The organism is Mesorhizobium sp. M7A.F.Ca.US.005.03.2.1 (genome assembly GCF_003997795.1).
Lineage (GTDB): Bacteria > Pseudomonadota > Alphaproteobacteria > Rhizobiales > Rhizobiaceae > Mesorhizobium > Mesorhizobium ciceri.
This window is the reverse complement of record NZ_RZRP01000007.1, coordinates 1-26,772: the sequence shown is the minus strand read 5'-3', so window position 1 is coordinate 26,772 and position 26,772 is coordinate 1. Positions and strand designations below refer to the sequence as shown.

Genomic DNA, 26,772 nt, shown 5'->3' with positions numbered 1-26,772 from the left:
ACCGAGCTCCGCGCCCACCGTCTCCGCCGCGGCGACCCGCGCCTCGCCGCCAATACCGGTCAAAAGCGTGAACTCGCCATGCCCGCAAAGATCGAGCGTCGAGACCTTCCTGCCCGAGCGCTCGAACACCCAGACATGCGGCAAGCGCGCGCCCGGCCACGTCGTTGGCGCATAGTGCAGCTCGCGATCCTTCTCGAATGCCGGCTCGCGCTGGCCGTCGGTCACCACCGCGCCGGACGCATAGCGCTGGTTCATCTCGACGCCATGGGCGTCGAACTCGTACTTCTTGAAGGCGATAGCCTTGCGGAGCGCCTCGCGCTGCGCTTCGGCCGCGGGCGTCGCGTCGGCGCGGGCCTCCATGTTCCTCTGGATCTTGTCGTGATCGACGCCGCCATCCATGCCGAGCGCCTCGAAGATCGGTCCGAATTCGGCAATGGACTGGTTCGCCCGCGTCACGATCTGGCGCGCGATCGGTGCGCGCTCGGCAGAGTAGCTATCCAGAAGCCCGATGCCCGCCTGCCCCTTGACGACCTTGGCAAGCTTCCAGGCGAGATTGAACCCATCCTGGATCGATGTGTTCGAGCCGAGCCCGTTCGAGGGCGGATGCCGGTGCGCGGCGTCGCCCATGATGAACACCCGCCCCTTCTGCATGTGCGTGGCGAAGCAGTTGTTCACCGTCCAGGTGTTGGCGCCCAGGAGCTTGATCTCGAGCGCGGGATCTCCGACCAATTGACGCGCGACCTCGGTGGCCAGTTCCGGCGTTACCTCCGGCGGCGGCTGGTTGATGTCGTAGCCCCAGACGATCAGCCACTCGTCCCACGGCCGCACCATGCGAACCAGACCCATGCCGATGCCGCCGACGTCGGCGCCGGGCTGCATGACCCAGTAGAGGACGCTCGGCCGGTGCGCGACGTATTTCGACAGATCGGCCCTGAACAGGATGTTCATCGAGCCGCCGACGCCCATCTTACCGTCGAGCGGCAGGCCCAGATGCTCGGCCACCAGCGAGTTGCCGCCGTCGGCGCCGACGAGGAACTTCGACCGCACGGTGAAATCCTTACCCGACAGCCGATCGCGGCAGGTCGTGGTCACGCCGTCCGCATCCTGGACATGGCCGACATATTCCGTGCTCATGCGTGCCTGCGTCCCGCGGGCGCAGGCCGACTTGAACAGGATCGGCTCCATGAAGGTCTGGGGCAGATCGTTCATGAAACAGGGAGACGACAGCAGATGTTCGGCCTTGGAGAGCGGCGCTGTACCCCAGCTCTTCATGCGGCCGATCTCCTCGCCGGCCAGGCTTTCGCAGAACACGTTCTCGCCCATCAGTTCCTGCGGCGAGGCGTGCATCATGGCCTCTGCCTCGACATCCGGACCGAGGTCCCGCAGCACTTCCATGGTGCGCTGGTTGGTGATGTGGGCACGCGGCGTGTTCGACAACCAGCGATAGCGATTGACGATCATGTTGGCCACGCCGTAGCTCGACAGCAGCGCGGCGGTGGCCGAGCCGGCCGGGCCAGTGCCGACGATCAGCACGTCGGTTTCGATATCCGCCATCAAATTCCTCCCTCGATCTTCGGACCGGTCAGCCTGCGGCGGACCGGAAACAGGTGCAGGCCATTGCGGGACGCGATCAGGCCCCAGAGCCCCTTTGGCGCAAAAAGCATCACGACAACGGCGATGAGGCCGAGCGTCATCAAGTACCAACTGCCGTAGTCGGCCAGCGCCGAGCGCAGCGCAAAGAAGACCAGCACACCGAGGATCGGCCCCTCGATGGTGCCGATGCCGCCGATGACGACAATAAAGATGACGTTGGCGGTCCAGTCGGTGACGGCAAAGGCCGCGCTCGGCGAGATGCGGGCCGTCTGCAGGAAAATCAGCGCGCCGGTCAGCCCGGTGGCAGCCGCGGCGATCAGAAAGACCGCCCATCTGAGCCGGGCGGTATCGACGCCCACCGATTGCGCCGCGTCGACATTGTCGCGCACGGCCGCCAGCGCCAGCCCGAGGCGGCTGCGCAGCAGCCAGTAGATGCCGCCCGTCACGGCCACGACCAGCGCCAAAGCCAGCCAGTAGGCCATGACATCGCGTGCCGCGGCCTCGCGGACGCCGAACAGCGCCCGGACCGCATCGGTGCCCAGGATGCTGCTCGTCGCCTCGCGCGGCAGCGACGTGCCGGTGCCGCCGCCAAGTGCCTTCCACTGCGCAACCAGCAGGCGCGTCACTTCGGCGATCACCCAGGTGCCGATGGCGAAATACGCGCCCTGCAAGCGGAACGCGAAAAAGGCCGTCGGAACCGCCAGCACCAGTGCCGCAAGGGCGCCCAGCGGGATCGCCAGGACCGGATTCCAGCCGAGCAGGATCACGCCGGCGAACATCGCGTAGGCGCCGATGCCGACGAAAGCCTGCTGGCCCACCGAGACCAGGCCGCCATAGCCCGCCAGCAGGTTCCAGATCTGCGCCAGCGTCAGCATGGTGAGGATGAAGAACAGATCCTGTATGACACCACGCGAGGCCACGGCAGGCAGCGCGAGCGCGGCGACGAGGAAGAGCGGCACAATGATCGCGGTCACGGTTCCGGCGCGGGTGCGGGTTGTCAGTCGATACATGCCGCCCCCCTCAATCCACTGCGCGCGGAAAAAGTCCGCGCGGCCTGAGCAGCATCACGGCCAGGAAGGCGATGTGGCCGGCCAGTATCTGCCATTCCGGATTGAGCGCGGCGCCAAACGTCTGCGCCACGCCGATGATGATCCCGCCGGCAAGCGTTCCCCACAGGCTGCCGAGGCCGCCGATGATCACCGCCTCGAAGGCATAGATCAGCCGCGCCGGTCCGATCGAAGGATCGAAGTTCGCGCGCATGCCGAGATAGAGCGCCGCCAGCGTCACCACGACCATGGCGATCCCGGTGGCGATCGCGAAAATCCGCTTCGGCTCTATCCCCATCAGCCCCGCCGTCACGGCGTCGTCCGAGGTGGCGCGGAAGGCACGGCCGAGGGCGGTGTGGTAAAAGAGCGCGTTGAGCGCAATGATCGTCACGATCGCCGAGGCAAAGGTCATCAACGGCATGATCCCAACCGTGACCAGCCCTAGATCGAGCGATGCCCCTTCCAACGCGCCCACCGGAATGCGGCGGCTGTCGGCGGAGAAGGCCTCGAGCAGGCCGTTCTGCAAGGCGACCGACAGGCCGAACGTGACCAGAAGCGGCGGCAGGATGTCCTTGCCCAGCATGCGGTTCAGGACGGCGGCCTGCAGCAGCCAGCCGAGCCCGAACATCACCGGCATGGCAATCAGGGCAGCGATCCAGGGCGACAAGCCGAGCAGCGTGACGCCCATCAAAACCAGATAGGCGGCAAGAATGATGAGGTCGCCATGGGCTAGGTTCACCAGCCGCATGATGCCGAAGACGAGGCTCAACCCTGCTGCAAACAGGGCATAGAGCCCGCCCAGCAGAATCCCCTGCACGAGGGTGTCCAGCCAGATCATCGCCGCGCCACCTCGATCAGGCCACAAGGGTGCTGTGCGAGCAGACGACCGAGCCTTGGTTCCCGCGTCATGCCGCCACTCCGAAATAGGCAGAGTGGATATCTTCGCGCGTGACCTCGGCCGCCCTGGCGGCCAGCGTGACGCGACCCTCCATCATGCAGTAGACGCGGTCGGCCACTGCCAGCGCCTTGCCGATATCCTGCTCCACCAGCACGATCGCGGCGCCGCCTTGGCGGATCCTGGGAAGTGCTGCGTAGATATCGCGGATGACGACGGGCGCGAGGCCAAGGCTGATCTCGTCGCAAAGCAGCAATTCGGGGTTCGACATCAGCGCCCGGCCGATCGCCACCATCTGCTGCTGGCCACCCGAGAGCGCGGTACCGGGGCTCTTGCGCCGCTCGCCCAGGATCGGGAAAAGGTCATAGACCGCGTCGAGGCTCCACGGCCCCTGCACCTTACGCGCCTGCCCGCCGACCAGCAGGTTTTCCTCGACGGTCAGCGAAGGGAACAGCCGGCGCCCCTCCGGCACCATGGCGATGCCGCGCTTCATGATCTCGGCCGAAGACAGCGCGCCGATCGGCTCGCCCCTGTGCAGCACCATGCCGGGCGCGTTGCCGATCACTCCGGTGATCGAGCGCATCAGCGTGGATTTGCCGGCGCCGTTGGCGCCGATGATCGCCACGCATTCGCCCGCGGCCACGGTGATATCCACACCGAACAGTGCCCGGAACTGGCCGTAATTCGCGGTGAGGCCGCGCGTTTCCAGCATCAGACCTCGAGCCCCAGATAGATTTCGCGAACCGCCTTCGAGGCCATGATCTCATCAGGCGCGCCGATCCCGATCACGCGCCCGAAATCCAGCACGAGGAGCCGCTCGACCACCGAATTCAGGGCATGCAGCACATGCTCGATCCAGATGATGGTGGTTCCCCTCGCGTGGATGGCTCTGATCGTCGCGACCAGGGCCTTGCATTCGCGCTCCGTCAGCCCGCCCGCGATCTCGTCCAGAAGCAGAAGCGCGGGGCCTGTCGCCAGGGCGCGGGCGAGTTCCAGGCGCTTGCGGTCGAGAAGGCTCAACGAGCCGGCCACGAAATTGGCTTTCCTGAGGAGCTCCGTCGCCTCGAGGATACCAGCGCAATCCTCGACCATCTCGGCCTCGCGTCCGCCGCGGCCGAAGGCGGCGGCGGTCAAGAGATTCTCGAACACGGTCAGCCCCTCGAAAGGCTGCGGAATCTGGAAGCTGCGGCCGACGCCCATGCGCACCCGCTCCATGGCCGGAGCGCGGGTCACGTCGCGGCCGAGGAATTCGATGCGGCCCTCATTTGCAAACAAGTTTCCGGTGATCAGGTTGAAGAGCGTCGATTTTCCCGCGCCGTTCGGGCCTATAATGCCCAGCGCTTCGCCGCGCGGCACGCTGACGGTCACGGAATCCGCAACCTTCAGGGCGCCGAAGGACTTCGAAACGTTTTCCAGCCTGAGTATCATCACAGTCATCCTTGGGTCGCGCCGAACGAGGGCGGCGGTATCAGCCGCCCCCGGCAGCGTCAGGCCAGGGCTTCCATCTTGCCAGCGGTGGGAATCTCGGTAGCGCCGGCGTTCTCGACGATCACCAGATCGAACCCGCCACCGGCCTTCTTCCGCCACTGGCCGCCAACGAGCGGCGTCTTGCAGACGTTCTTCGCGGCGAAAGGCGGCAGTCCCGCACCGCTCCATGCCACTTTCCCCACCACCGTCGTCATGTCGGTGGCGGCTATGGCCGCCGCGATCGCCTCGGCATTGGTCGGATCCGAAACGCGCCCCATGACATTGGCCGCCACCTCGAACAGCGAATGGACAAAACCGATCGGCTGCGTCCAGGGACGCCCGGTCTTGGCGGTGAAATCCGCCGCGATTTCCGCCGAGCTCTCGCCCGTCACGGACGATTTGAACGGATGCGAGGCCGACCACCAGACCTCGGATGAGAGGTTGTGGCCAGCATCGCCCAGCGTCTCGACCGATTGCGGAAAGAGGATCGCTTTGGCCACCGTTATCGCCTTGGGCTTGAAGCCCTGCTGGCGGGCCTGGTTCCAGAAGGTGGTGAAGTCCGGCGGAATGACCACACCGGTGACGATCTCGGCATTGGCTGCCTTGAAGGCGTTGACCTGCGCAGTGAAATCGTCCGACAGGTTCTGATAGCGGCCGGGATCGGCAAGGCTGAAACCGGCGGCATCGAGGCCCGGCTTCAAGCCGTTCTTCGGATCACCCCAGGCATTGCCGTCGGCATCGTTCGGGAACAGCCCGCCCACCTTGCCGTTGGTGGAAAGCTGCTTCCACATACCGGTGTAGACGGCGATGATGTCTTCGAGACCCCAGAAATAATGATAGGCAAAGTTGAAAGGCTTCCACGAGGACGGATCGGCCGGACTGCCCTGCTGGCCGATGAACCAGGGCTGCCACGGCGCCATCGTCGAGATCACCGGCACGCCCTCCGCCTCGCAGGTGGTGGCCACCGGATTGGTGTTCTCGGGCGTCGAGCCGACGAGCATCAGGTTGATCTCGTCATCGACGATCAGGCTCTTGGCCACCTCGGCCGCGCGATTGGGGTTCGACTGGCTGTCCTTGACGATGACCTCGAAGTTCTTGCCCGCGTCGGAAGCGAGGAAGGCCTTGATGTTGTAGTCATCGCTTTCCGCGAAGCCGGCGAGCGGCCCCGTCTGCGGCGAAACATAGCCCAGGCGGATCTTGGCGCCTTGCGCGATGGCCGGCGTCGCCAGACGCGAACCGGCGAGCGCCAGGCCTGTCGCCGCCGAGGCTTTCAGTAGGCTGCGTCTTGTGATCATGTTTGGTTCCTCCCTTTCGTTTTGTTCTCAGTCCCCCGGACGGCGTCCCTCCCACGCCGCCTGAAGGAGTTCCCTTATCGATCCCGGATCAATCGGCCTTGGATTCGCATAGGCATTCTTCACCGCGATTGCCGCCGCGCGGTCGAGATCGGCCTCCTCGATGCCGATCGCCTTCAGGCTCAGCGGAGAGCCGACCGACTGTGCGAAATCCCAGAGCCCACCGCCCGCCGAACCACCACCGAATGCCTCAGCGATCGGGCGCAGCAGATCGGGCACCGCCGCTTCGTTGAAGGCGGTCGTGTAGGGCAGCAGGATGGCGTGGGTTTCGGCGTGCGGCGTGTCGAACGAGCCGCCGAAGACATGCGCCAGCTTGTGGTGCAGTGCCATCGAGACATAGCCTAACGCGGTCGAGCAGCACCACGCCGCATAGAGCGCCTGCGTCCGCGCCGCGCGATCCTGCGGATTGCCGATCAATCTTGGAATGCCTTCCCGGAAGGCAACCATGGCATCCTTGCACATCAGCACGATGACCGGATTGCGGTCGGGGGCATACAAGGCTTCCATCGCATGAGCGATCGCGTTCATCGCCGAGGTTACGGTGAGATTTACCGGCAGGCTCAGTGTCAGATCGACGTCGTAGATCACCGTCTCTGGGCGAATGTCCGGCGAGCGGCGGGTGGTCTTCTCGCCGGCTGCCGTCTCGCCGAGTATGTCGGTCATTTCCGAGCCGGCATATGTGGTGGGAACGACCACCTGGTCGGCGCCCGTGCGCACGGCAATGGCCTTGCCGAGCCCGGTGGTCGAGCCGCCGCCGAGGCTTACGACCACCGAAGCGCCGCTGCGGCGGAAGGTATCGATGGCCTTTTCCGTGACCTCGACAGGGGTATGCATGACCGCGCCGGCAAAAATCCCGGCGGCGAGGCCACCAAGGCTTGCGGCCAGCCTTTCCGCATCGCCCTTCTGATGCGGCGTCGAAAGCACCATCACCTTTTCATGGCCGAGCCGCCGGACTTCGTCCTCGACGCGAGCCATGGTGCCGGCACCGAAGACCACCCGTGTCGTCAGGCCCGGAAAGGTGAAGCTGTCCATCATCGCGCCGCCTCCATGCGCGGGCCACGCCCGGCCGCGAGGTCGTCGAGGATAGTGCCCAGCATGGCAATCTCGGCGTCCGAGACCTCATGGCCGCGGCCCGGGAACAGATCGGCCCGCAGGCTCGCGCCAATCCGGCCCAGCGATTGCGCGGCATCGGCAAACGCCGAGACCGGTATCCAGGGATCGGCATCACCACCGGAAAGATAGATCGGCATTCCGGCCGGCGCCGCCTCGGATCTTTCGTCCGCCGGAACGCCGACACGGCAGCCCGTGAAGGCCGCCAAAGCGTCCGGCGGCGGCAGCCCCGCACAGAGATATTCGATCGAGAGACACGCCCCTTGCGAGAAGCCCGCGAGAAGCAGCGGCAGTCCGGGCAGTTCGGCACGCGCCGCAACCATTGCGGCCGCAAGGTGGTCGAGCGCGTCAGAGAGCTGTGCGCGGGCGACCGGCGTCAACGGGTCGACGGCACGCGCCTCCCACCACATGCCGTGCGGCGCGCGCGGCAGGATGAAGGCCACGGCCGACGCGGAAAGCCGCGACAGCACATGGGACTGCATCTCTTCGGGCGATTGGCCGCGGCCGTGGACGAAGACGCAAATCGCCTTAGCCTCGGGGCCTCTTGGCCCAAGCCGGAGCGGACCGCTGCCTGAACTCACGCGAAATCCGCCTGTTCCAGGCCGGCCTGCAATTCGCTCTCGCGGTCCTTGAACCAAGGCGGGAAGACCAGCGTCTTGCCGATCTGGCCCGGAGGCTCGTCCTTGGCCCAACCTTCCGGCGTGGTCCAGGCAATTTCGAACAGCGCGCCGCCGGGCGAGCGGACATAACAGGACTTGAAGTAGTTGCGGTCCTTCTGCTCCGATATGTCCGTGAAGCCGAGGCCCTCGATATGAGCGCGCAGCTTCAACTGGTTCTCTTCGTCGCCGGTGTTGAGGGCGAGGTGGTGGATCGTGCCTCCCGCCAGAGTCCAGGTGCCCTGCGGGCTGTCGCGGTCGACAATGACCTCCACGCGCTGTGCGACGCCGGCCGCATCCGGCACGCGGAACACGAGCCCCTCGTGGTCGTCGGCCTCTTTCTCCATCGGCAATGCGATGGTCAGGAAGTCGTCCATGGCGGTGCGGTCCATCACCGCCACCACGGCGCCGTAGATTCCCTTGATGCCGTGGGCCTTGCCGATGCCCTGCGCCTCGTTGGTGATGGGCGCGCGGGGATCCCTGTCGCTTTCCACCAGCTCATGCGGGATGCCGCAGGGATGTGCGAAAGCCGCACGGTCGGCGCCAAAACGGGTGATCTTGATGGCCTCGATGCCGCGCGCATTCAACCGGTCGACCCAGAAATCCGCGGCGCCCTTGGGGATCGACTGCATGATGGTGCGCGACTGATTGGACCCGCGGCGGCCATAGACGCCCGGCTTGCGGAACGGGAAGGTGGTGATGATCGTCGACGCATCGCTATTGGGCGAGCCGTAATAGAGGTGGTAGACCGGGATGACGCCGTCGAACAAGACGGTGCGCTTCACCGAATGCAGGCCGAGCGCCTTGGTATAGAAATCAAAATCTTCCTGAGCGCTGTCGGTCGAGAGCGTCAAATGGTGGTAGCCGCTGATACGTGCCATCGGTCATCTCCTCCCAGAGGTTTCGGTATCGCTCCGCCGCTGCGGGCAGAGCACGAGGTTGAGGTCGAGCGCGTGCTTGCGTTTTCCTCCATTGGGCGGCAGCGCGCGGAACTCGGCCATGAGTTCGGGTTTGACCCCGAAGATGGCATCCCGGCCGATCGCAGGGTCCGACCGGTCGAAGATGTGGGTCGTCAGCGTCTCGAAGCCCTCCGCCGAGACGCGAAAATGGATATGGGCCGGCCGCTCGAGGCCAAGGCCCAGCGCTGACATCAATTGACCGACCGGTCCGTCCGACGGCAGCGTGTAGCCCTTCGGCTTCACCGTCGTAAAGCGGAACCGTCCCTGCGGATCGGTACGGAAGCGTCCGCGCAGATTGAATTCCGGCTGGCGGTCGGGTTCCTGGTTCTCGTAGAGACCCTCGGCATTGGCCTGCCAGATCTCGACCGTCGCATCGCCGACCCCCGCGCCGTCGAGCGCGACGATGCGGCCCGCGACCTCCAGCGGCTCGCCCTTGTGATCGCGCGAGATGTTCGCGCCGGGTGGCATCTCCGGCACGTCGGCCCGGTAGAAGGGCCCGGCCAGGGTGTTTGGTGTCGCTCCGGCGGGGCGCGGGCTGTTCTGATCCTCGATCAGCGAAGACACGCCCAGGACGTCGGCGAACAGCACCCATTCCTGGCGCCGCGCATCGGCGTAGTGGCCAACCTCGGTCAGAAAATCGATCGCCTGGCGGAATTCCTCGCCGGAGGGCCGCAACTCCACGATCAGCGCGTGCAAACCATCCACGGCTGCCTGCGCCGCCGCCGCCAAGCGGGACTGGCCCATTGCCGTCAGGCGCCGCGAGAATTCCTCGGCCTGCGTCGATATCGCCTTGGGGGACTCATCCCGCTTCGGGTCGTGCTGGCCGTGCATTCCGCCGGGGCCTCCCTTCCCCTTGCCAAGCGGGATAGCACGGCCCGACGCGATGCTTGATGAGATGTGACGTCCCTTGTATAGCGTTTTGCTATGAAGCTGAACGAGCGCCACCTCATGCAGCTCGCCGCGGTGCTGGATGCCGGCGGCGTGTCGGAAGGAGCCGCCATGCTGGGCTTGACCCAGCCGGCGGTCAGCCGATCCCTGGCCATGCTGGAGGCGCGGGTGGGTGAGCCGCTGTTCCTCAAGGGCCGCCGGCCGCTGCAGGCGACGCCGCTCGGCTTCCAGCTGGCGGCGCAGGGCCGCACGATCATCACCGCGTCGCGCAAGGCGTCGGATGCGGTGCAGGGCTTCATGAAAGGCACCAAAGGTGTCGTCCGTGTCGGCGGCGTGCCGTTCTTCATGGACGCGATGATCAGCCGGATGATCGGAGAATTCCAGAAGCTCGAACCCGAGGTCACCGTTCAGCAGAGCTATATGAACCTGCCCGAGATGGTCGCGGCGCTGGACAGCAACCAGATCGACCTCGGCATCGTGCCGATCGGCGTTCTCGACCTTGGTCCCGGCTTCGAATTCACCGAAATCCTGCCCGGACGCAATGTCGTGGCTTGCCGGCCCGATCATCCCCTGCTGCGAAATCGCCGCCTCAGGGACGCATGACCTGACCAGCTTTCCCTGGGTGGCTCCCCTGCCCGGCTCTCCGCTGATGTCGGACCTGCAGATGATCCTGATGAGCATCGGCATGTCGGACCTGAACATCCGCTATTCGGGAGGCTCGCTGATGAGCGTGATCAACTTCCTTGCCGAAACCGATGCGTTGGCCGTGCTGCCATTCTCCGTAGTCTTCGCGCAGCGCAAGGAGAGCCGGGTTACGGTGCTGCCCTACGAAATCCCGCAGCCCAGCCGCTCACTCGGTATCCTTCGCCGGGTCAGCGGACCACGCTCACCGGCGGCAGAGCGCTTCGCCGGCCACGTCACGACCGCCTTCGAAAACCTGAAGCACATCATCAAACGGCATGAGAATGCCGTTGTCTGGGGACGGTAAACCAGCCTCGCTATTCGAATGATGCGGTAGCGTCACACAACGCGCATGTTTCCTCCAGCCGGAGGCGCTTCATCCCCGCGTCGCCGGTTAGGCTCGACGGCCGCCCGCCCCCAAAAGCCGTCGGGCCGCCAGAAATCCCGATATCCTATTGGTCACGCCCTCCTCCACCTCGCCATCACTGCGTAAACGCTTTGGACATCTGATCCGCAAAGGGTTTCAACAGATAAGACCAGACATTGCGTTCGTCGGTGCGGATATGAACCTCGGCGGGCATACCTGGCCTCAGCACCTTCGCTTCGGTCAGGCAGCTTGATTTGCTTTCAACCTTGATACGCGCCGAAAAATAGGAAAGCTGACGTTGCGGGTCTTTAATCAGATCTGCCGAGATGTGTTTCACTGACCCTTGGCAGACCGGAGTGGTTCCCACGTCGAACGCCGGAAAACGGATCGACACCGGCTGCCCAGGCCGGACATCGTCGACCCGCGACGGAGGGATCAGCGCGTCCACCACAAGATCGTCGGTATCAGGTACGATGGTCATAAGCATCTCGCCAGGCGCGATAACGCCGCCGACGGTATGGACAGCCGATTCCTGTATCGTTCCGGACTGTGGCGCGCGGATCGTTGTCTTGGTCAGTTCATCCTGCGCCACAATCCTCCGTTCGTTGAGTTCGGTCTGCTTGGCTTCCGTCTCGCGGAGTTCGGTCGTCACGTCGGTGCGCCTTTGGTCATCCAGCTGCAGCATCTGCAACCCCGTTTCGCTGATGCGCGCCTGGGCTTCAGCTACTGCTGCAGCGAGGCGCCCCGATTCTCCCCTGGCCCGGGTGGCATCCAACTTGATGTTGCTTACCCTCTCCTTGGAGACGAGTTTTTTGGCGTAGAGGGAATCAACGTCGGCGAAATCCTTGCTCAGCAGGGCAACCGATTCATCCACCGCGCTCTGTTGCGCTTTAAGACCGTCGATCTGACGTTCAAGTTGCTGGGATTGGCTTCTCAACTGCGCCTTCTGTCCAGCCAAAGCCGAAGCGCGCGTTTCAAAGAGAGCGCGTTCGCCGTTGACGAGCGCCGCCAGCTCCGGTTGGTTCATTCGCGCCTTCAGGTCGACCGGCAGCTGCATTTCCGCCAAGCCCGTGCGCTCGGCCTCCAGCCGGGCGAGGCGAACGGTCGCGCGATCGAGATCCTCGCTGATGATTTGCAGGTTCGCGCGTGTCAGCGTGTCATCCAGCCTGACCAGCACGTCGCCGGCTCGTACATGATCTCCGTCCTGCGCGAAGATTCCGCCCACTGTGCCTCCGGTTTGATGCTGGACCTTCTTGACGTTGCTTTCTACCACCACGGTGGCCGGTGCAACCACGGCGCCGGCGATCTTGGTCAATCCCAGCCACAGGCCGCCGCCAAGGACCAGCAGACCTGTAATCACCAAGCCGAATATCAGGTTGGCCCGAATACCGTCCGGCAGATCTGGCGAGCTCACGGCAGGCCCTTTGCTGCCACGAAGGGTCCGAGCATAGGACGAGAAGGTGACGAATGTTTCGAGCAGAGCCTCATGCATGCCCGGCAACCCCCGGTATCGGCGCCAAAGAAGATGGCCGAGGTGAAACAGGCGGTGAAGGTCGGAGCACGTTCGCCAAGACCTCCTCGCGCGAGCCAAAGGCATGAACCGTCCCGTTCGACATAACCAGCACCTGATCGATGTTGGCGAGTGCCGAGGGACGATGCGCAACGACAATGACGATGCCCCCGCGCTGACGCACTGCCCGTATGGCGCCGGCCAGGGCAGCGTCCCCATCCACGTCGAGGTTCGAGTTCGGTTCGTCGAGCACGACAAGGAACGGCTCGCCATAAAGTGCTCGGGCGAGACCCACGAGTTGCCTCTGCCCTGCCGACAGGGCTGCTCCCCCCTCCCCGATGCGGGTCTGAAATCCCTGAGGGAGTTGCATGATCATTTTCTCGACGCCGGCGGCTCTTGCCGCCGCAAGGACGCCTTTTGGATCCGTCTTGCCTCGGAACCTCGAAATGTTGTCTGCTACCGTGCCGTCAAACAACTCCACATCCTGCGGCATGTAGCCGATATGGGCGCCGAGATGTTCCGAGTTCCATTGATCGAGAGAGGCGCCGTCCAATCTCACCGAGCCATGGAGCGGCTTCCACACCCCGACCAACGAACGGGCCAGCGTCGTCTTGCCGGAGCCGCTCGGGCCGACGACGGCCATTCCAGCCCCCCTCGACAGGTGGAAACTTACATTTACAACGGTCGGTCTTGTCAGGCCGGGCGGCGCGACTGTCAGTTGCTCGACGGCAAATCGTGCCTGTGGACGAGGCAATTCCATCGGATCGTCCTGACTGCCAAATGCAGCCATGACAGCTGCCAGCTCGCTATAGCTGCGCCGGGTCGATAGAAAACCTCTCCAGTTTGCAATCGCCGCGTCAACTGGGGCCAAGGCCCGGCCGAGCAATATGGAAGATGCGATAATCACCCCAGGAGAAGCTTCACCGCCGATGACCAGGTAGGCACCGAGCCCCAGAACGCCGGATTGCAGACCCATGCGAAGCGCCTTCGAGAAGGAACTGGCGCCACCGACGACATCCGAGAGGCGCTCCTGCTGACCAAGATATGCGCGGCTGACGTCGCTCCAGCGTCGAGCCAGTCGACCAGAAAGCCCCATTGCATGAACAACCTCGGCGTTGCGCCGGGCGGAGTCGGCAAGCGCCCGTTGCGACGACAAGTCTTCGGAGGCGCGCGCGGCCGGACCACGGCTAAAGACTTCCGCAACTGCCGTCAGGAGGACCACGGCGATCGCGCCGACGGTTGCCAACAAGCCGAGCAAAGGATGGAGCAAATAAATGATCACCAGATAAAAAGGGATCCACGGAGCGTCGAAGATGACCGTCGGTCCCGTTCCGGAAAGAAAGCCGCGCAGTCGGTCAAGATCGTGCAAAGGCTGCAAGCGGCCCGCATCACGTCCTGCCTTGAGCGGCAAGGACAGGGAGATGGAGAACACCTTTTCCTGCAAATTTCTATAGAGAAGACTGCCGATGCGGACCAGCACGCGAAGCCGCACGAAATCCAGGAGCCCGTAGACCGCATACAAGCCCAGCATGCCGATCGTGAACCCCACCAGGGTTGGAACGCTCTGCGACGGCAGAACGCGATCGTAGATCTGCAACATATAGACCGAACCGGTCAGGGCGAGAATGTTTATCACTGCCGAGAACAGCGCCACGCCAAGCAGCCCAGGCATGCAGGCGAGAATGGCGGAACGCAGCTCGGGAGAACCGGCCCCCGATGTTTTCATGACCAGCGGTCGTTCGCGCGACACTGCCGCGCCGTTACTTCCGTAAATTGTGATGGCTCAAACCTTTCTTGGTGCGCATAGCAGCCGCTATCCGTCGCCCCCCTTATTACGCTCTGCTTACATACGTCGACTTTGAGGAAAATGCAGCGGATTCGTGGCGCAGGACCAACGAAACGCGACCTGCAGCGTGCACAGGCTGGGGATAACTCCCCCAAAAAACGGCAATTCACGCTAGTAACGCAGTCCAGAATGGAACACGCAAAAGGGGCTTATGTCCTTGCTTCCACACACTTTCAAAGACGCCACGGTCGTTGACACAAAATACCTGATGCGGAGCAACAACTTAGATCAATCAAACCTTTTGTCATTCTGTATTCTGTATTTGATCTCGTCCCGATACACCAATCACTCGAGCAGACCATCAGTCTCCCAGACTTTCAGAGGCGGCAAATTGACGACCGTCAGGCCGGCACGCCGGATCGTCATTCAAACGGAGGAGGACGGTGATCGAGCCTGACGTATTGTGGTTTAACGCATGCGCAGGGATGGCGACTGGAGGGCTCGTTCACCTCGGGGCGCTGGCCGACGGGTTCGACCGGCCCCATCTGTGACGGCTGTCAACCTGCCCAAGGAGGCGGATCGCGCCTTCGCCATCGTCGTTATCAGAGCGGACGCCGCGTTAGCCGTGCGTTATCCGCGTAGTGGGGTGTTGCGTGGAAAAGAAGTATCGGAAATTAAGAAGAGCTGTCTGGGAAACGATATATAGGGTCAGCTTGATAACCCCGAATTTCTACGTTCTGAACTACCCCATAGCAGCAGCGGGATTCTTTAACGGGAACAACAGGTTCCCAAGACGGGTTTCCAGTCAATCGGCTACGATAAATGATTTTATATTTGACAGAATGATACGAAATAGATGGGGATACCTGGAGAAGATTTGCGTTGATAAGCATTATGCTAAATACATAGCTAGTGGAATCGCAGGCCTTAAAATCCCAAAGACGATCTCTGTATTCAAGATAGATAGAAATACGACGGCAGATGACATTTTACTTTGGATCCAGCCTTTCCTCGGACGTCATTTCGTGATGAAGCCGACCCATTCCTCTGGAAAAATTATATTCCTCGACAAACCGCTCAATAGGAAAACCATAGAGGAATTCTTAAATTTCTCTAAGAGGTCGTACTTCAATATTGGGCGAGAGACACAATATTATAAAATGGAAAAGAAATTAATTGTCGAAGACAACATTTCTACTGGTGGTGAATTAAGTGACTACAAATTCTTTTGCGTTCGCGGCAAGGCAATTTATCTTCAGGTCGACGTCGGTAGATTTGTTGATCATAAAAGGGCTGTCTTTTCTCTTCCGGATTTTAAGCAGATTGATGTCATGTATGGTTATGACCTGCCAGAAAACGTAGAAAGGCCGGAAAATCTCGAAAAAATGATCGAGATCGCGGAAACGATATCTAGGGATGTTGAGTTTGTCAGGGTCGATTTGTACAGCATTAATGGTGACATATATTTTGGAGAGATGACTTTTTCTCCATGCGCTGGATCGGATCATATTTCAAACGAGAGTTGGGCCATCGATTTTTTAAATAGGATCAAAGCAGAAAGTGCTCCTAAAGCAGCGATAGGTGGCCGCTTCACGCCGCAAGCGGCACGATCTTTCGACCGTCAAGTTGGCGGGTGAGCCGCGAGGGCGTCAGCGCAAGCCTCGGTTCATGTGCCGAGGCACCCCAATTGGCTTTCCCCTAGTTGGGGATAACCCGGTCGGGAAAGGCGGATATTTCCCAATCACGCGGCTCAACAATGAGCCGGATGAGAGGGGCTTATGTTGTTGTTGCGGCACTGTTTTAAAAGACTTCGGTTGACCCGAAGCGGAACATCTCCTGCTGTGCAGCAATCCTGTCGGCGATCAAAGATTCTATCCAGCGGGTGTCGTATTTGATTTGGGCCTAATATGCGCCGTCAACTAAGCAGACGTGGGGCATAACCGAATCAACCAAAGGATTTTTGGATGACACTCCACTACGCGTCCGGTGGATCAGCCGCCGAGATCGCAACCGCCGGATTCAATCTGGCTGATGTTCAGTACGTTTCGCAAGTCAATGCCTTGCCGGATGGCATGAAAGGCTTGGTTTATCTCGGTGAGCACGACGGAGTAACTTCGTCTTTCATTGATAAAGTCACTCCCTTCATAGGTAATCCAAATGTGTTCGGGTTTTACCTTAGCGACGAGCCTGATCCGACAGGCAAGTGGGGCAGCTACGCAACCGCTGCAAACCTAAAGGCGGAATCCGACTGGATTCATTCTCATGTTCCCGGCGCCAAGACCTTCATCACGATGATGAACTTGGGCACGGATGGCTCCCCGAGCTACATGAACCCGAACGACCCGGCCCACGCCGCTTACAATCCGGCGAATACGGGCATCGATTTCTACGGTATCGGCTATTACCCCATCAACAACACTTCGGCTCCCGACTACACCCATATCGACAAGATGGTTGCGGCTGCCGGTGAAGCAGGCATCCCGATTGACAAGATCGTCCCGCTTTACCAGGCGTTCGGTGGTGGCAACTGGGAAACCAGCGCTGGCGGCAAGTTTGTCATGCCCACCGCTGCCCAGGAGCAGGCCATGATTGATCGTTGGGCCGCACTGGTTCCGTCGCCGGCCTTTGACTATACCTATAAATGGGGAACGCAGAATGGCGACACCGCGCTTGAAAGCGCCTCGGAACTGAAAGCCTTTTTCCTCCAGCACAATCTCGAGGGCACCCATGCCCCGGTCTCGCCCCCGGTTAGTGATCCTGTCACGCCCCCGGTCAGTGATCCGGTCGGCACACCGACCACACCTCCTACTCACGTCGGCACCCCTGCTCCCACCGCGCCGGCCCCGTCGGGCAGCGATCATGTCTTCCATGGCACGCGCGGCGCAGACGTTTTCCACGCAACCAGGGGCAATGACAAATATCTCGTCAACAATGCTCATGACAAGGTCATGGAAGCGCCAAACGGGGGCTTCGACAAGGTCGCGGCCTCGGTGAGTTACGCTCTTACGGCGGGATCACATGTCGAGCAGCTCTCCACCGCCAATTCGGGTGGCAGGGCGTCCATCAACCTGACCGGCAACGAATTCGGTCAAGCCATTTATGGAAATGGCGGTGCCAACAAGATCAATGGCGGCGGTGGCGCCGACAAGATGACCGGCTATGGCGGCAATGACACCTATTACGTCGACAATGCCCACGACAAGGTGGTGGAGCAGAGAGGAAGCGGCCTCGACAAGGTTCTTGCCTCGGTGAGCTTCGCTCTTTCGGCTGGCTCGCACATCGAGCAACTCGCAACCACCAAGACGTCCGGCAAGGCCGCCATCAATCTGACCGGCAACGAATTCGGACAGACCATTCACGGCAATGCCGGTAACAACAAGATCGACGGTGGCGGCGGGGCCGATACGCTGACCGGGCACGGGGGCAGAGATGCCTTCGTGTTCAGTACCGCCCTTGGTTCTGGAAACGTCGACACGATCACTGATTTCAACAAAGCCCAGGACAAGATCCACCTCGACCATTCCATCTTTGCCGGTCTCGATCAGGGGGGCCTCTCGTCGGACGCTTTCTTTGCCGGCAAAGCGGCGCATGACAGTTCCGATCACATTATCTACAACAGTTCGACCGGAGCTCTTTCTTTCGACAGCGACGGCGTCGGAGGCGCAAACCAGATCCATTTCGCGAGCCTCTCTCCGCATCTGTCGATTACCGCATCGTCTTTCCTGGTCACCTGACGCTCCAGCGACGAATGCCTTAAAAGGTCGGCGAGGTCTTGGGGCCTCGCCGACAGTCGTTTGGGCCGAGCGTCCGAACTTCGCGCCCATCAGCGAGCCGCGGAGTTCAGGTCCGCCACGCCTTACTCCAGCCACTCATCGTGCCCACTTCAGGCAATGCCGTGGGGGCGTCCCGGTGAGACTGCATCGGCAAGGCAGGAGGGACATTAGCGCTCCCCACTGCGAGGGAATCTCGCCTCACTGGTCCTACCCCTTTCCAAACATCATGGTGTCATTCAAACGGACGAGGACAGGAACCCGGCCTCCCCATAGCGTGCACTCGGGCGGGATGCGCTCATAGGTGATGAAACCGGGCCGTGGCAGCATCGAGAGCGTCAGTTACTCGATTGCCCGCCGTGTGCGCTGGGGAGAGGCAGATGAACCCACATCTGGTCTGCGTGGGAGGCGAGGATCACGCCTTGAGAGTTCCCTTCCTCATCGCGCTGCGAGAGAAAGGCTTTCGCGTTACGGCGGTCTCGAGCGGTTCTCCCGTACCGTTTTTAAGGCATGACATTTCGCATCACAGGTTTTCCTTCGACCGGTTTGCATCTGGCGGCGGGGAATGGCGTGCTCTCGGAACGATGCGCCGATTGATGCGGGAGCTTCGGCCCGACATCATCCAGAGTTTCGACACCAAGCCAAATCTGTTGACGCCCCTTTCCATGCGGGGAACAGTTCCGGTTATTCGCACCATCAACGGGCTGGGCTGGACGTTCTCATCTCTGGCGCCTCGCGCTTTGGCCCTGCGTCCGGTCTATTGCGCGCTGCAATGGCTCGCGTCTTCGTGGACGGCGGCGACCGTTTTCCAAAATCGTGATGACCAACTGTTCTTCGAGCGCTTTCGGCTGACCGGTCGCGGAAGCTCGCGACTGATACGCAGTTCCGGAATCGATGTCGATGCGTTCGCAACGGTGCGCCATCTCGGGTCCTCGGCAACGAAGATGCGTAGGGAACTCGGCCTCCAGTCCGCCGAAGTGGTGATCTTTGTCGGCCGCTTGACCCGTCAGAAGGGTGTGGGAACCCTCCTCGAGGCGGTTCCTCGCGTCGTGGCCGAAAGACCAGCAGCACGATTTGTGCTTGTCGGCCCGCGAGAATCCGAAGGCTCATTCGCAATCGACAAGTCCGAGATCGACCGGCACGCATCTCATGTGCTGGCCTTGGGTCCACGACGCGATGTCGCTGATCTCCTTGGCATGGCCGATGTATTCGCCTTTCCCACCCAGTATCGCGAAGGAGTACCGCGTGTGTTGCTGGAAGCGGGGCTTTCGGGACTGCCAATCGTGGCTTCCAGGATGCCAGGCTGCAGAGACGTCGTCGAAGACGGGTGGAATGGCTACCTGGTTGCACCGCATGACGCCGATGCCCTTGCCTCGCGAACAATAGACTTGCTGTCCGACCGCGCTGGGGCAAAGGCAATGGGCGTCCGTTCCGCTGAACTTGTGCGGGAGCGATTTGCCCTGCCGTTGGTGGTCGATCAGTACTGCGACCTGTACGAAAACACACTCCGCGCGGGGCTTCCGCGACCGCTCCCTGCTGTCGCACTTGAGGGCAGCCTCGCAGATCACCGGGGCGGAGCACGTCAATGATCCGGGACGCCTTGCTCGCCCTGGGAGTTGCGATGTCCTACGCGACGCAACTGGCCGTTCCGGGATTGCCGCTCGGCTATGGCGAATTGTTCATCGCGATCTGGATCGTTCTGGCGATTGGACGAATATTCGCCGGGGGTCGTCTCCAGGTCACACCCGCTTTTGTCCAACTGGCGAGCTTCTGGCTGATCTTGTCGCTGGCTTTGGGAATCGGCACGATCGTCGGCTACCTGACCACCGTCCTTTACTTGACCGGGCTGGTACATGACCTGATGGCCTACATGCTGCTGGCCGGCTTCACATGCCTGGCGGCCGCGGAGCCCGACGCCGATCGTCACCTTCGCCGCAGTGCCTGGTGGGTGATCGCCATCGCCAATGGAAGCTTCGTAATTCAGCTGGGATTGGCATTTGGGGTAGCCCACCAGCCCGGCGTCGACCCCTGGTTCTGGGACAGATTCCGTGGCTGGTCCGAGAACCCGAACCAACTTGCGCTCTATTGCGCGCTTTTTGGCCCCCTGGCTTTGCACCTTGCCACGACCACCCGTAACCCATGGCGCCGTTTGCTCGCATTCTCCAGCCTGATCCTGACCTTTTATGTCGGCCGGCTGACGAAGAGCGACACCTATCTCTACACCAGTATCCTGAGCTGCCTCGTCTTTCTCGGATTGCGGCTTCGTGCATGGATCGCAACAAGCGGTCGCGCCAGCCTGCCCCGCTTGTCAGCAATTGTGCTGTTGGCGGGTTCCTTGCCTTTAGCGCTGGCGATGACGCCCTACGCGCTCACCGAAGAGGCCAGCGTCGCCCATTTTGCCAAGAGCCTTACCAAGGACCAGGGTGGGGAAGCGACACTCGAAACGTTCGAACTCCGGCTCTATCTGTGGCAGGACGCGGTGGAAACGGGGTTGAAATCCGGGTCGCTGGGATTGGGCCCTGGGCCTCACCTCGAGCGCCCGCCCGTCGCCGACCGTCAATTTCTGCAGCGACCTTTCGAGGCCCATAATACCGTTCTTGACCTTTACCTGCAGGGCGGATTGCTTGCGGTGATGGCATTGGTCTGGATCGTGGGAGCCGCAATGTCGGTTGCCTGGCGAGCGGGCTTCGACGCGCTGCTGGTGCTCGGTGCGTCGACGATAATCTTCAGCATGCCTCACCTGATCATCCGCCATCCGATCGTGTGGTTTTCGCTGGCTTTCTGCCTCGTTGCCGGAAATCCGACCGCACTTCGGCGGCAACTTGCCGAGCCCAGGGTGCCCTAAATGTGTGGGATCGCCGGAATTCTATTGGCTTCCGATGCCACAGACATAAAGCCGCTCCAAGCGATCGGGCGGATGACCGCATCGCTGCGTCACCGGGGCCCGGATGGCGAAGGGCTCTGGGCCGATCGCGAGGCTGGAATCGCATTGGGCCACAGGCGATTGGCAATTGTCGACCTGTCAGCCGCCGGGCACCAGCCGATGCATTCTGCCAGCGGCCGGTACGTGATCACCTTCAACGGTGAGATATACAATTTTCGCGATTTGCGTTGCGAACTCGAGGGTGCGGGCCAAACCTTTCAAGGTGCCAGCGACACCGAAGTGATGCTCAGCGCAATCGAGCATTGGGGGCTTGAGACCGCCCTCACACGCTTTGCCGGAATGTTCGTGTTCGCATTGTGGGATCTGAAGACAAGAAGCCTGCATCTGGCCCGTGACAGGATGGGCAAAAAGCCCCTCTATGTTGCTTCGACCCGAGACGCATTGGTTTTCGCCTCTGAGCTGAAGGCGATCAACACCTTTCCGGGCTTTTCTCCCGACCTTGATCTTGATGCCGCGGCGGCAATGCTTTCAACGGGATGGGTGCCGGACCATCTCTGTATCTGGCGAGGCGTGTTCAAACTGCCGCCTGGTTCCGTCCTTTCCGTCACCGCGGCGAATTATGCCGAAGACCGCAGCGCGGACCGTCTTTCGCAACGCGTTCACCGCTGGTGGTCACTGGCTGACGTTGCAGCCGATGGGCGACGGAACCCCGCTACCGGCACCGACGACGATCTGGTTGACGAACTGGACAACCGGCTTCGGCTGGCCGTGCGGGAACGCATGATCGCCGACGTCCCTCTGGGCGGCTTCCTGTCGGGCGGGATCGACAGCTCAGCCGTGATCGCCCTGATGCAGGCTCAATCCTGCAAGCCGGTTCGCAGTTTCACGATCTCGTTCGCAGAGGGCGGCTTTGATGAAGCTCCATACGCAGCGGCTGTTGCCCGTCATCTGGGTACCGACCACTCCGAACTTCACCTCTCGCCCAGCGCCGCACGTGACGTCATTCCCGAGTTGCCGCAGGTCTGGGATGAACCCTTCGCCGATGAATCGCAGATACCGACCTTGCTCGTTGCCAGGCTCGCTCGTCAGCACGTCACCGTAGCGCTGTCGGGCGACGGCGGTGACGAATGCTTCGCAGGATACGGCCGCCACTTCATGGCGGAGCGGTTGAAACGACACCTGCGTCTGCCCCGACACCTGCGCCGAACCTTGGCGGCAGGGGCAGGTTTTTTCGCACGCGCCGGACGCGACGATGTCATCGGCAAACTGCCACTCTCTGCGAGCGCGAGGCATTTTATCCGGAGCGACCGGATGGAACGTCTCGCCCGGCTGCTCACGGCATCGAATGAAGACGAATTGTTTCAGCGGCTGGCGCGGCCACAGGCTGAAAACCTGGGACGTCAGCGGCCCACCGAACCAATCTACGGCTACGGCGGTCCGCCGCTTGACGACCTGCTCTCCCGTCTTCTGTGCGATGACATGGAGGGATACTTGCCCGGCGATATCTTGGTGAAGCTGGACCGTGCCACCATGGCCAACAGCCTTGAGGGCCGGTGTCCTCTGCTCGACCACCGCGTTGTCGAATTCTCCTGGCGGCTGCCATCCAACATGAAAGTTCGTGATGGCGCCGGCAAATGGATCCTTCGTCGATTGCTACGCCGGTATCTCCCGCAGCACCTGATCGAGCGTCCGAAACAGGGCTTCGATGTCCCTATCGCAGCATGGCTGCGGGGTCCGCTGCGCAACTGGGCCAGCGATCTTCTCGCCGACATGCGAGCAGAAAGCAGTGACGTATTGGACGCTGCGAAGATCGACGCCTGCTGGCGCGATCACATTGATGGCCAGAACCGCTCGCGCGAATTGTGGTCCGCGTTGATGTTCCAGGCCTGGCGGAGCCAAGCCAACCGGCAAGCACAGCAAACCGGCCCAATTCATGAACCCGATCTGGCAGGAGTATAAAATGGTAGGTTCCGCAATCAGCCCGATCCAGCTGCCACGGATCAATCAACCACCAGCACCGGTTCTCGAAGGCAGAGTGCACGTGCGGTCATTGCGCGAATATGTCGAGCCGCCCACCGCGTCGCGCCAACTCTTCGTGATTCTGGCAAGGCGAAAATGGTCTATTGTTGCCTTCGCTGTGTTGGGCGGGCTGCTGGCGGGGTTGCTTGGAAGTCTTCGCCCGGTTCTCTACGAAGCAACTACTCAGCTTATCATCGACGCCCCATCGCGCGGTTCACTGCCCGTCGGCGCCCCGTCTTCGCAGGACCTCGTCGATTCAAGCATAGATGACCACATCACGATGCTATCGTCGCAAGACCATCTGCGCCGCGTCATGGCGGCACTGCGCAAGACAGGTGCGGCTGAAACCGGACAGGACAATTCCGCTAGCGGGAATTCCCGGCTTGAGCCGTCTGCCATCCCTCCCCCGAGGACACGCTCGCTTGCCGGTGGTCTACTGGACCGACTGTGGCCAGGAGCGGACAAAACAATCAGCGATTCACAAGCCGAGGATGCCTCCGAATTGAGAGCCTTGCGGCAAGGAATGCGGGTCGGGCAGGAGCTGCGATCGAGAGTAGTCTCCGTCGCTTTCGCCGATGACAGTCCCGCGCGGGCGGCGCTCGTGGCCAACACATTCGCTCAGGTCTATGTCGACAATCTGATAAGGAGAAGGCAGGCATCCGACCAGCAAGAACTCGATGCGATCACCACCAGCCTGCCCAGGCTGCAAAACGATCTGCAGGCAGCGGCCGACCGCCTTGAGAAATATCGGTTGAGCCACGGAGCCATCGACCAAGGCTCGGCGGACAATGCAGCCAGGGAACGGGCCGACCTCAGCCAGCAATTGTCGATGTCAAACGCAGATCTCGCCGCTGTGGAAACTCGGCTGCGACATGTTCAGGAGCTTCGAGCGCAGGGGGCTTCTTTCGTCTCCGTGGCCGAAGCCATTGGCGGGCCTGAACTTGCCGATCTCGCGGCTCGACAGGCTCGCGCGCCTGCGGACCAAGAACTCAGAAACCTGACCGAAAGCAAGGTCGAACAAGGCATCGACAAGATTGCTGCGGACGCAAACATTTTCCGTGCCCAGATCGCCACTCTTGAGAGCCGGAAGGCCATTTTGGATGCGGTCATGGCCGACACCGCCAGCCGGCTTTCCGGGTTGCGGGTTCTCGAGCCGCAGGTCAGTTTGCTGACCCAGCGATACAACGAACTTCTTGGCCGGCAACAGGATTTGACGCGGCGTATCGGAGTTCCCTCGGCTGGAATTTCCATCCTATCGGCGGCATGGCCGCCGACCATCCCGCAGACCTTGCCCGCCATCTTCCTTGTTCCGCCCGGGATGATTGTGTTCGCTATACTGGGCGCGATTTTCGTCACGATGCGCAATCACTTCGATCGGACTTTTCGCGGTGAGACCGAGGCGGAAGCGGTGCTCAAGGTTCCATGTATGGGGCAGATTCCCGAAGCAGGCAGGGTGCATGCCAAACGACTGCGAACCCTTGTCCTGGGCGAGCGCAGCTCCGCCTATAGCCGCGCCGTGACGTCGTTGCTGATTGCTGCGGCGCCCAATGCGCTGAGGGCTCGTTCGTCGTACACGGCGCTTGTCACCTCCAGCGTCCCGGAGGATGGGGGGACCGAGCTCGCATGGAGTCTGGCGCTGGCCGGCACGCGGATGGGCGGCCGTGTTCTCTTGATCGATCTTGAACGCAAGGGCGTTCAACTCACGCTCGAGTTCCTGCATCAGTTCAGCGAGCGCAAGAGCCGCCATTCCTTCGCTGACTATGTCTGCAATCGCAGCAACCTGGAAAACGCCGTGGCCAGTCTGCATGAAATCGGCATCGACGTGATGACCGCTGCTCCGTCGGACGATCTGCTGGCGGTGTTGTCCTGCGAGGATGGGGGCAAAGTGATGGCGGATCTGCACTTGACCTATCGCATCGTCATCATAAACCTGCCGTCGGCGCTCGGGCGGCCGGAAGCCAAATTTCTGGCTGGATGGGCTGATGCGGTGCTTTTTGCCGTCCGATGGAGGAAAACGCCACGTACCCTCGCTCGCGGGGTGCTGGAACTCCTTCAGGGCAACGGTTCTCTTGCGGTACCCGTCGGCAGCGTCCTCACGCAAGTGAACTTGAAAAAACATGCTGGATATCGGCTCGAGGATAGCGCCGACCTCTTGCGCGAGCAGATAGCATGACCAAGCACAGGCTCGTCCTTGGGCCGCGGACGATCCGGGGGCGGTTCATCCAGGGAGCGGCCCGGACGATTCAGGGTGCAGCCTGTCCGCAGAGCGCGTCATTCAGGTGAATGATGGCAAGGTTCGGTGTGCATCGTAGGCTGCGGCAATCCCCGATATTTGCCTCCCTCGGAAGCGCGAACCGATGGCACTGAGCGACCTTCTGAGACCCAAGATGGTTCCCGCGGCCGACACAGCCATCATCGCTGTTCGGCCGAGCACGATCGGTTCGATCATTCGTGCAGCTGGTGAAGTGTCGGCGATGGCAATTGTCGGCCAACTCACCCTTCTTGCTGCGATTCCGGTCTTGGCGCGGCTCTATTCGCCTGCGGATTTCGGCATCTTTACGATTTATCTGTCGATTGTGAACATACTCGCCGGGGTCGCAGCATTGCGCTTCGAGGCGTCACTCTATGGGGTTAAGGGGAGCGCCCAGGCCTATGTGACGGTCAAGCTTATCCTTTTGGCTGTGTTCGTGACCACCGTCCTGGCCTTTTCGGCCGGACAGATGCTGTCGAACCTTGCTCCCAACCGCCTCGGCTCGCTTGCCTGGCTCATTCCGATCGGAATGGGAGGCGCAGGTCTGGTCGAAGCCATGAACTGCTGGAGCCTGCGTGCTGGGCTTTTGCGCGACTTTGCCCTTGGGCGGCTGATCCTGCCGGCGAGCATGGCTGCACTGCAATTGGTTTTCGGCATTGCCAACCTTGGCGGCGAAGCGATGATCCATGCCCATATTTTGAGCCAGTTCGTCTTTATCGGGTATATCGGTTATCGGGTGACGAGCTGGGAGGATTTGCGCGGCATCGCCCGGGCACCCTGGCGTGCGGTGTTCGAAAAGGCCCGGCGGGAATACAAATTTCCTCTGTTCGATATCCCCGCAACACTCGCGAGCATAGCGATCAACAATCTTCCGGCAGTTCTTGTCGGTGGGCTGTTCGGCACCGCATTTGCCGGATATTTGGGCGTGGCAACGCGCCTGGTTACCGGTCCAGTGACGCTGATCGCTTCACCGCTCAGCAATGTTTTTGTCGCCGAAGCAAACCAGAACAACAATCGTGGACACCTGCTTGGCGTGGCACGCGGGCTTCTCCTGCTGGCTGCCGGCTTTACCGCGGTGCCGATATTGCTGCTTGGACTCGCCGCGCCCTATGTGGTCGTTCCGCTCCTGGGCGAGCCTTGGATGCCCACCGCGGAAATCATGACCGCACTGGCGCTGATGGGCGCGGCACAAGCGTTGTCGACTCCGCTTAGCGACGTTCCCGCTCTGCTACGTCGGCAAGGAACAAGACTGGTCATCGACCTCGCACGAGCAGTTCTCGTGTTTGGCCCGTTGCTCGCCGGCGCCCAGGCGGGCTGGCAGCCAGTCACCGTCATCTATTTCATGGCCGCCGGCGGCGCGTCGGGTTTCGCTCTGAAAATGGCAGCATCGCTGTATTTGTTGACCCACGACCCTCAACCAGCAGGCGCTGCAACGTGCATCCAACATGAATGTCTCGAGGAAAAAACACCATGAATTCGTCGTCGGTTGACAATCTTCAAGCGGCAGTTGCGGTCACCCAGCATGACCGTGCCAATGT

19 protein-coding genes and 1 pseudogene are annotated in these 26,772 nt (G+C 61.7%); 8 read left to right on the top strand and 12 right to left on the bottom strand.

From position 1 onward, the window contains the following. The 10 genes from EN991_RS00875 to EN991_RS00830 form a co-directional block, all read right to left on the bottom strand. Positions 1-1,554: FAD-dependent monooxygenase (locus EN991_RS00875; protein ID WP_127367997.1), on the bottom strand; the 1,554-nt coding region annotated here is incomplete at its 3' end. Beyond that, positions 1,554-2,603, bottom strand: a complete 1,050-nt coding sequence (locus EN991_RS00870) for a branched-chain amino acid ABC transporter permease (RefSeq protein ID WP_127367996.1) — start codon at positions 2,601-2,603, stop codon at positions 1,554-1,556. The genes EN991_RS00875 and EN991_RS00870, both read right to left, overlap by 1 nt. 10 nt (positions 2,604-2,613) lie before the next feature. Beyond that, positions 2,614-3,477, bottom strand: coding sequence for a branched-chain amino acid ABC transporter permease (locus EN991_RS00865; protein ID WP_127367995.1), 864 nt, complete (start codon positions 3,475-3,477; stop codon positions 2,614-2,616). A 67-nt stretch (positions 3,478-3,544) separates the two neighbouring features. Beyond that, positions 3,545-4,246 carry an ABC transporter ATP-binding protein gene (locus EN991_RS00860; protein WP_063171519.1) on the bottom strand — a complete coding sequence of 234 codons (702 nt, stop codon included), beginning with the start codon at positions 4,244-4,246 and terminating at the stop codon, positions 3,545-3,547. After that, complete coding sequence (locus tag EN991_RS00855) at positions 4,246-4,962, bottom strand: ABC transporter ATP-binding protein (RefSeq protein WP_127367994.1); 717 nt, start codon at positions 4,960-4,962, stop codon at positions 4,246-4,248. Before EN991_RS00855 ends, EN991_RS00860 begins: the two co-directional genes overlap by 1 nt. Positions 4,963-5,021: 59 nt before the next feature. Beyond that, entirely contained in the window at positions 5,022-6,296 is a 1,275-nt protein-coding gene (locus tag EN991_RS00850) for an ABC transporter substrate-binding protein (RefSeq protein WP_127367993.1), read from the bottom strand. Between the two features lie 27 nt (positions 6,297-6,323). Continuing rightward, on the bottom strand, positions 6,324-7,388 hold the full coding sequence (locus EN991_RS00845) for a maleylacetate reductase (protein WP_127367992.1): 1,065 nt from the start codon (positions 7,386-7,388) through the stop codon (positions 6,324-6,326). Further along, positions 7,385-8,044: a dienelactone hydrolase family protein gene (locus EN991_RS00840; RefSeq protein ID WP_064995005.1), complete on the bottom strand. Its 660-nt coding sequence runs from the start codon at positions 8,042-8,044 to the stop codon at positions 7,385-7,387. The genes EN991_RS00845 and EN991_RS00840 overlap by 4 nt, the downstream gene beginning before the upstream one ends. After that, positions 8,041-9,000, bottom strand: coding sequence for a VOC family protein (locus tag EN991_RS00835; RefSeq protein ID WP_127367991.1), 960 nt, complete (start codon positions 8,998-9,000; stop codon positions 8,041-8,043). Before EN991_RS00835 ends, EN991_RS00840 begins: the two co-directional genes overlap by 4 nt. 3 nt (positions 9,001-9,003) lie before the next feature. Further along, entirely contained in the window at positions 9,004-9,909 is a 906-nt protein-coding gene (locus EN991_RS00830) for a dioxygenase (RefSeq protein ID WP_063167498.1), read from the bottom strand. Positions 9,910-10,002: 93 nt separating this feature from the next. Here EN991_RS00830 and EN991_RS00825 point away from each other — a divergent pair. After that, a pseudogene (locus EN991_RS00825) lies at positions 10,003-10,954 on the top strand (LysR family transcriptional regulator). A 175-nt stretch (positions 10,955-11,129) separates the two neighbouring features. Here EN991_RS00825 and EN991_RS00820 read toward each other — a convergent pair. Beyond that, positions 11,130-12,506: an HlyD family type I secretion periplasmic adaptor subunit gene (locus EN991_RS00820; protein WP_127367990.1), complete on the bottom strand. Its 1,377-nt coding sequence runs from the start codon at positions 12,504-12,506 to the stop codon at positions 11,130-11,132. Then, positions 12,499-14,250 (bottom strand): type I secretion system permease/ATPase, encoded by a 1,752-nt coding sequence (locus tag EN991_RS00815; RefSeq protein ID WP_024502439.1) that lies wholly within the window; start codon positions 14,248-14,250, stop codon positions 12,499-12,501. Before EN991_RS00815 ends, EN991_RS00820 begins: the two co-directional genes overlap by 8 nt. Before the next feature lie 713 nt (positions 14,251-14,963). On the opposite strand from EN991_RS00815, the gene EN991_RS00810 reads away from it, so the two are divergent. From EN991_RS00810 to EN991_RS00780, 7 genes are all read left to right on the top strand, one after another. Beyond that, positions 14,964-15,947: an ATP-grasp fold amidoligase family protein gene (locus tag EN991_RS00810; protein WP_164753421.1), complete on the top strand. Its 984-nt coding sequence runs from the start codon at positions 14,964-14,966 to the stop codon at positions 15,945-15,947. 327 nt (positions 15,948-16,274) lie between these two features. After that, a complete protein-coding gene (locus EN991_RS00805) occupies positions 16,275-18,044 on the top strand; it encodes a calcium-binding protein (RefSeq protein WP_027163958.1) in 1,770 nt (589 codons plus the stop codon). A 416-nt stretch (positions 18,045-18,460) separates the two neighbouring features. Continuing rightward, positions 18,461-19,669: a glycosyltransferase family 4 protein gene (locus EN991_RS00800; RefSeq protein ID WP_063167495.1), complete on the top strand. Its 1,209-nt coding sequence runs from the start codon at positions 18,461-18,463 to the stop codon at positions 19,667-19,669. After that, positions 19,666-20,925, top strand: a complete 1,260-nt coding sequence (locus EN991_RS00795; RefSeq protein WP_127367989.1) for an O-antigen ligase family protein — start codon at positions 19,666-19,668, stop codon at positions 20,923-20,925. Before EN991_RS00800 ends, EN991_RS00795 begins: the two co-directional genes overlap by 4 nt. Then, positions 20,926-22,923: an asparagine synthase (glutamine-hydrolyzing) gene (gene asnB, locus EN991_RS00790; RefSeq protein WP_127367988.1), complete on the top strand. Its 1,998-nt coding sequence runs from the start codon at positions 20,926-20,928 to the stop codon at positions 22,921-22,923. It begins immediately after the preceding gene. After that, on the top strand, positions 22,898-25,156 hold the full coding sequence (locus EN991_RS00785) for an exopolysaccharide transport family protein (RefSeq protein ID WP_245460874.1): 2,259 nt from the start codon (positions 22,898-22,900) through the stop codon (positions 25,154-25,156). The genes asnB and EN991_RS00785 overlap by 26 nt, the downstream gene beginning before the upstream one ends. 184 nt (positions 25,157-25,340) lie before the next feature. Continuing rightward, entirely contained in the window at positions 25,341-26,708 is a 1,368-nt protein-coding gene (locus EN991_RS00780; protein ID WP_013533110.1) for a lipopolysaccharide biosynthesis protein, read from the top strand. Positions 26,709-26,772 lie beyond the last annotated feature (64 nt).

What these genes read in the sequence shown, in the direction of transcription:
- EN991_RS00870 (WP_127367996.1), bottom strand. Translation starts at nt 2,603, where the DNA reads ATGTATCGACTGACAACCCGCACCCGCGCCGGAACCGTGACCGCGATC.
- EN991_RS00835 (WP_127367991.1), bottom strand. Translation starts at nt 9,000, where the DNA reads ATGGCACGTATCAGCGGCTACCACCATTTGACGCTCTCGACCGACAGC.
- EN991_RS00795 (WP_127367989.1), top strand. Translation starts at nt 19,666, where the DNA reads ATGATCCGGGACGCCTTGCTCGCCCTGGGAGTTGCGATGTCCTACGCG.
- EN991_RS00785 (WP_245460874.1), top strand. Translation starts at nt 22,898, where the DNA reads ATGAACCCGATCTGGCAGGAGTATAAAATGGTAGGTTCCGCAATCAGC.
- EN991_RS00845 (WP_127367992.1), bottom strand. Translation starts at nt 7,388, where the DNA reads ATGATGGACAGCTTCACCTTTCCGGGCCTGACGACACGGGTGGTCTTC.
- EN991_RS00820 (WP_127367990.1), bottom strand. Translation starts at nt 12,506, where the DNA reads ATGCATGAGGCTCTGCTCGAAACATTCGTCACCTTCTCGTCCTATGCT.
- EN991_RS00850 (WP_127367993.1), bottom strand. Translation starts at nt 6,296, where the DNA reads ATGATCACAAGACGCAGCCTACTGAAAGCCTCGGCGGCGACAGGCCTG.
- EN991_RS00865 (WP_127367995.1), bottom strand. Translation starts at nt 3,477, where the DNA reads ATGATCTGGCTGGACACCCTCGTGCAGGGGATTCTGCTGGGCGGGCTC.
- asnB (WP_127367988.1), top strand. Translation starts at nt 20,926, where the DNA reads ATGTGTGGGATCGCCGGAATTCTATTGGCTTCCGATGCCACAGACATA.
- EN991_RS00780 (WP_013533110.1), top strand. Translation starts at nt 25,341, where the DNA reads ATGGCACTGAGCGACCTTCTGAGACCCAAGATGGTTCCCGCGGCCGAC.
- EN991_RS00800 (WP_063167495.1), top strand. Translation starts at nt 18,461, where the DNA reads ATGAACCCACATCTGGTCTGCGTGGGAGGCGAGGATCACGCCTTGAGA.
- EN991_RS00830 (WP_063167498.1), bottom strand. Translation starts at nt 9,909, where the DNA reads ATGCACGGCCAGCACGACCCGAAGCGGGATGAGTCCCCCAAGGCGATA.
- EN991_RS00805 (WP_027163958.1), top strand. Translation starts at nt 16,275, where the DNA reads ATGACACTCCACTACGCGTCCGGTGGATCAGCCGCCGAGATCGCAACC.
- EN991_RS00855 (WP_127367994.1), bottom strand. Translation starts at nt 4,962, where the DNA reads ATGATACTCAGGCTGGAAAACGTTTCGAAGTCCTTCGGCGCCCTGAAG.
- EN991_RS00815 (WP_024502439.1), bottom strand. Translation starts at nt 14,250, where the DNA reads ATGAAAACATCGGGGGCCGGTTCTCCCGAGCTGCGTTCCGCCATTCTC.
- EN991_RS00860 (WP_063171519.1), bottom strand. Translation starts at nt 4,246, where the DNA reads ATGCTGGAAACGCGCGGCCTCACCGCGAATTACGGCCAGTTCCGGGCA.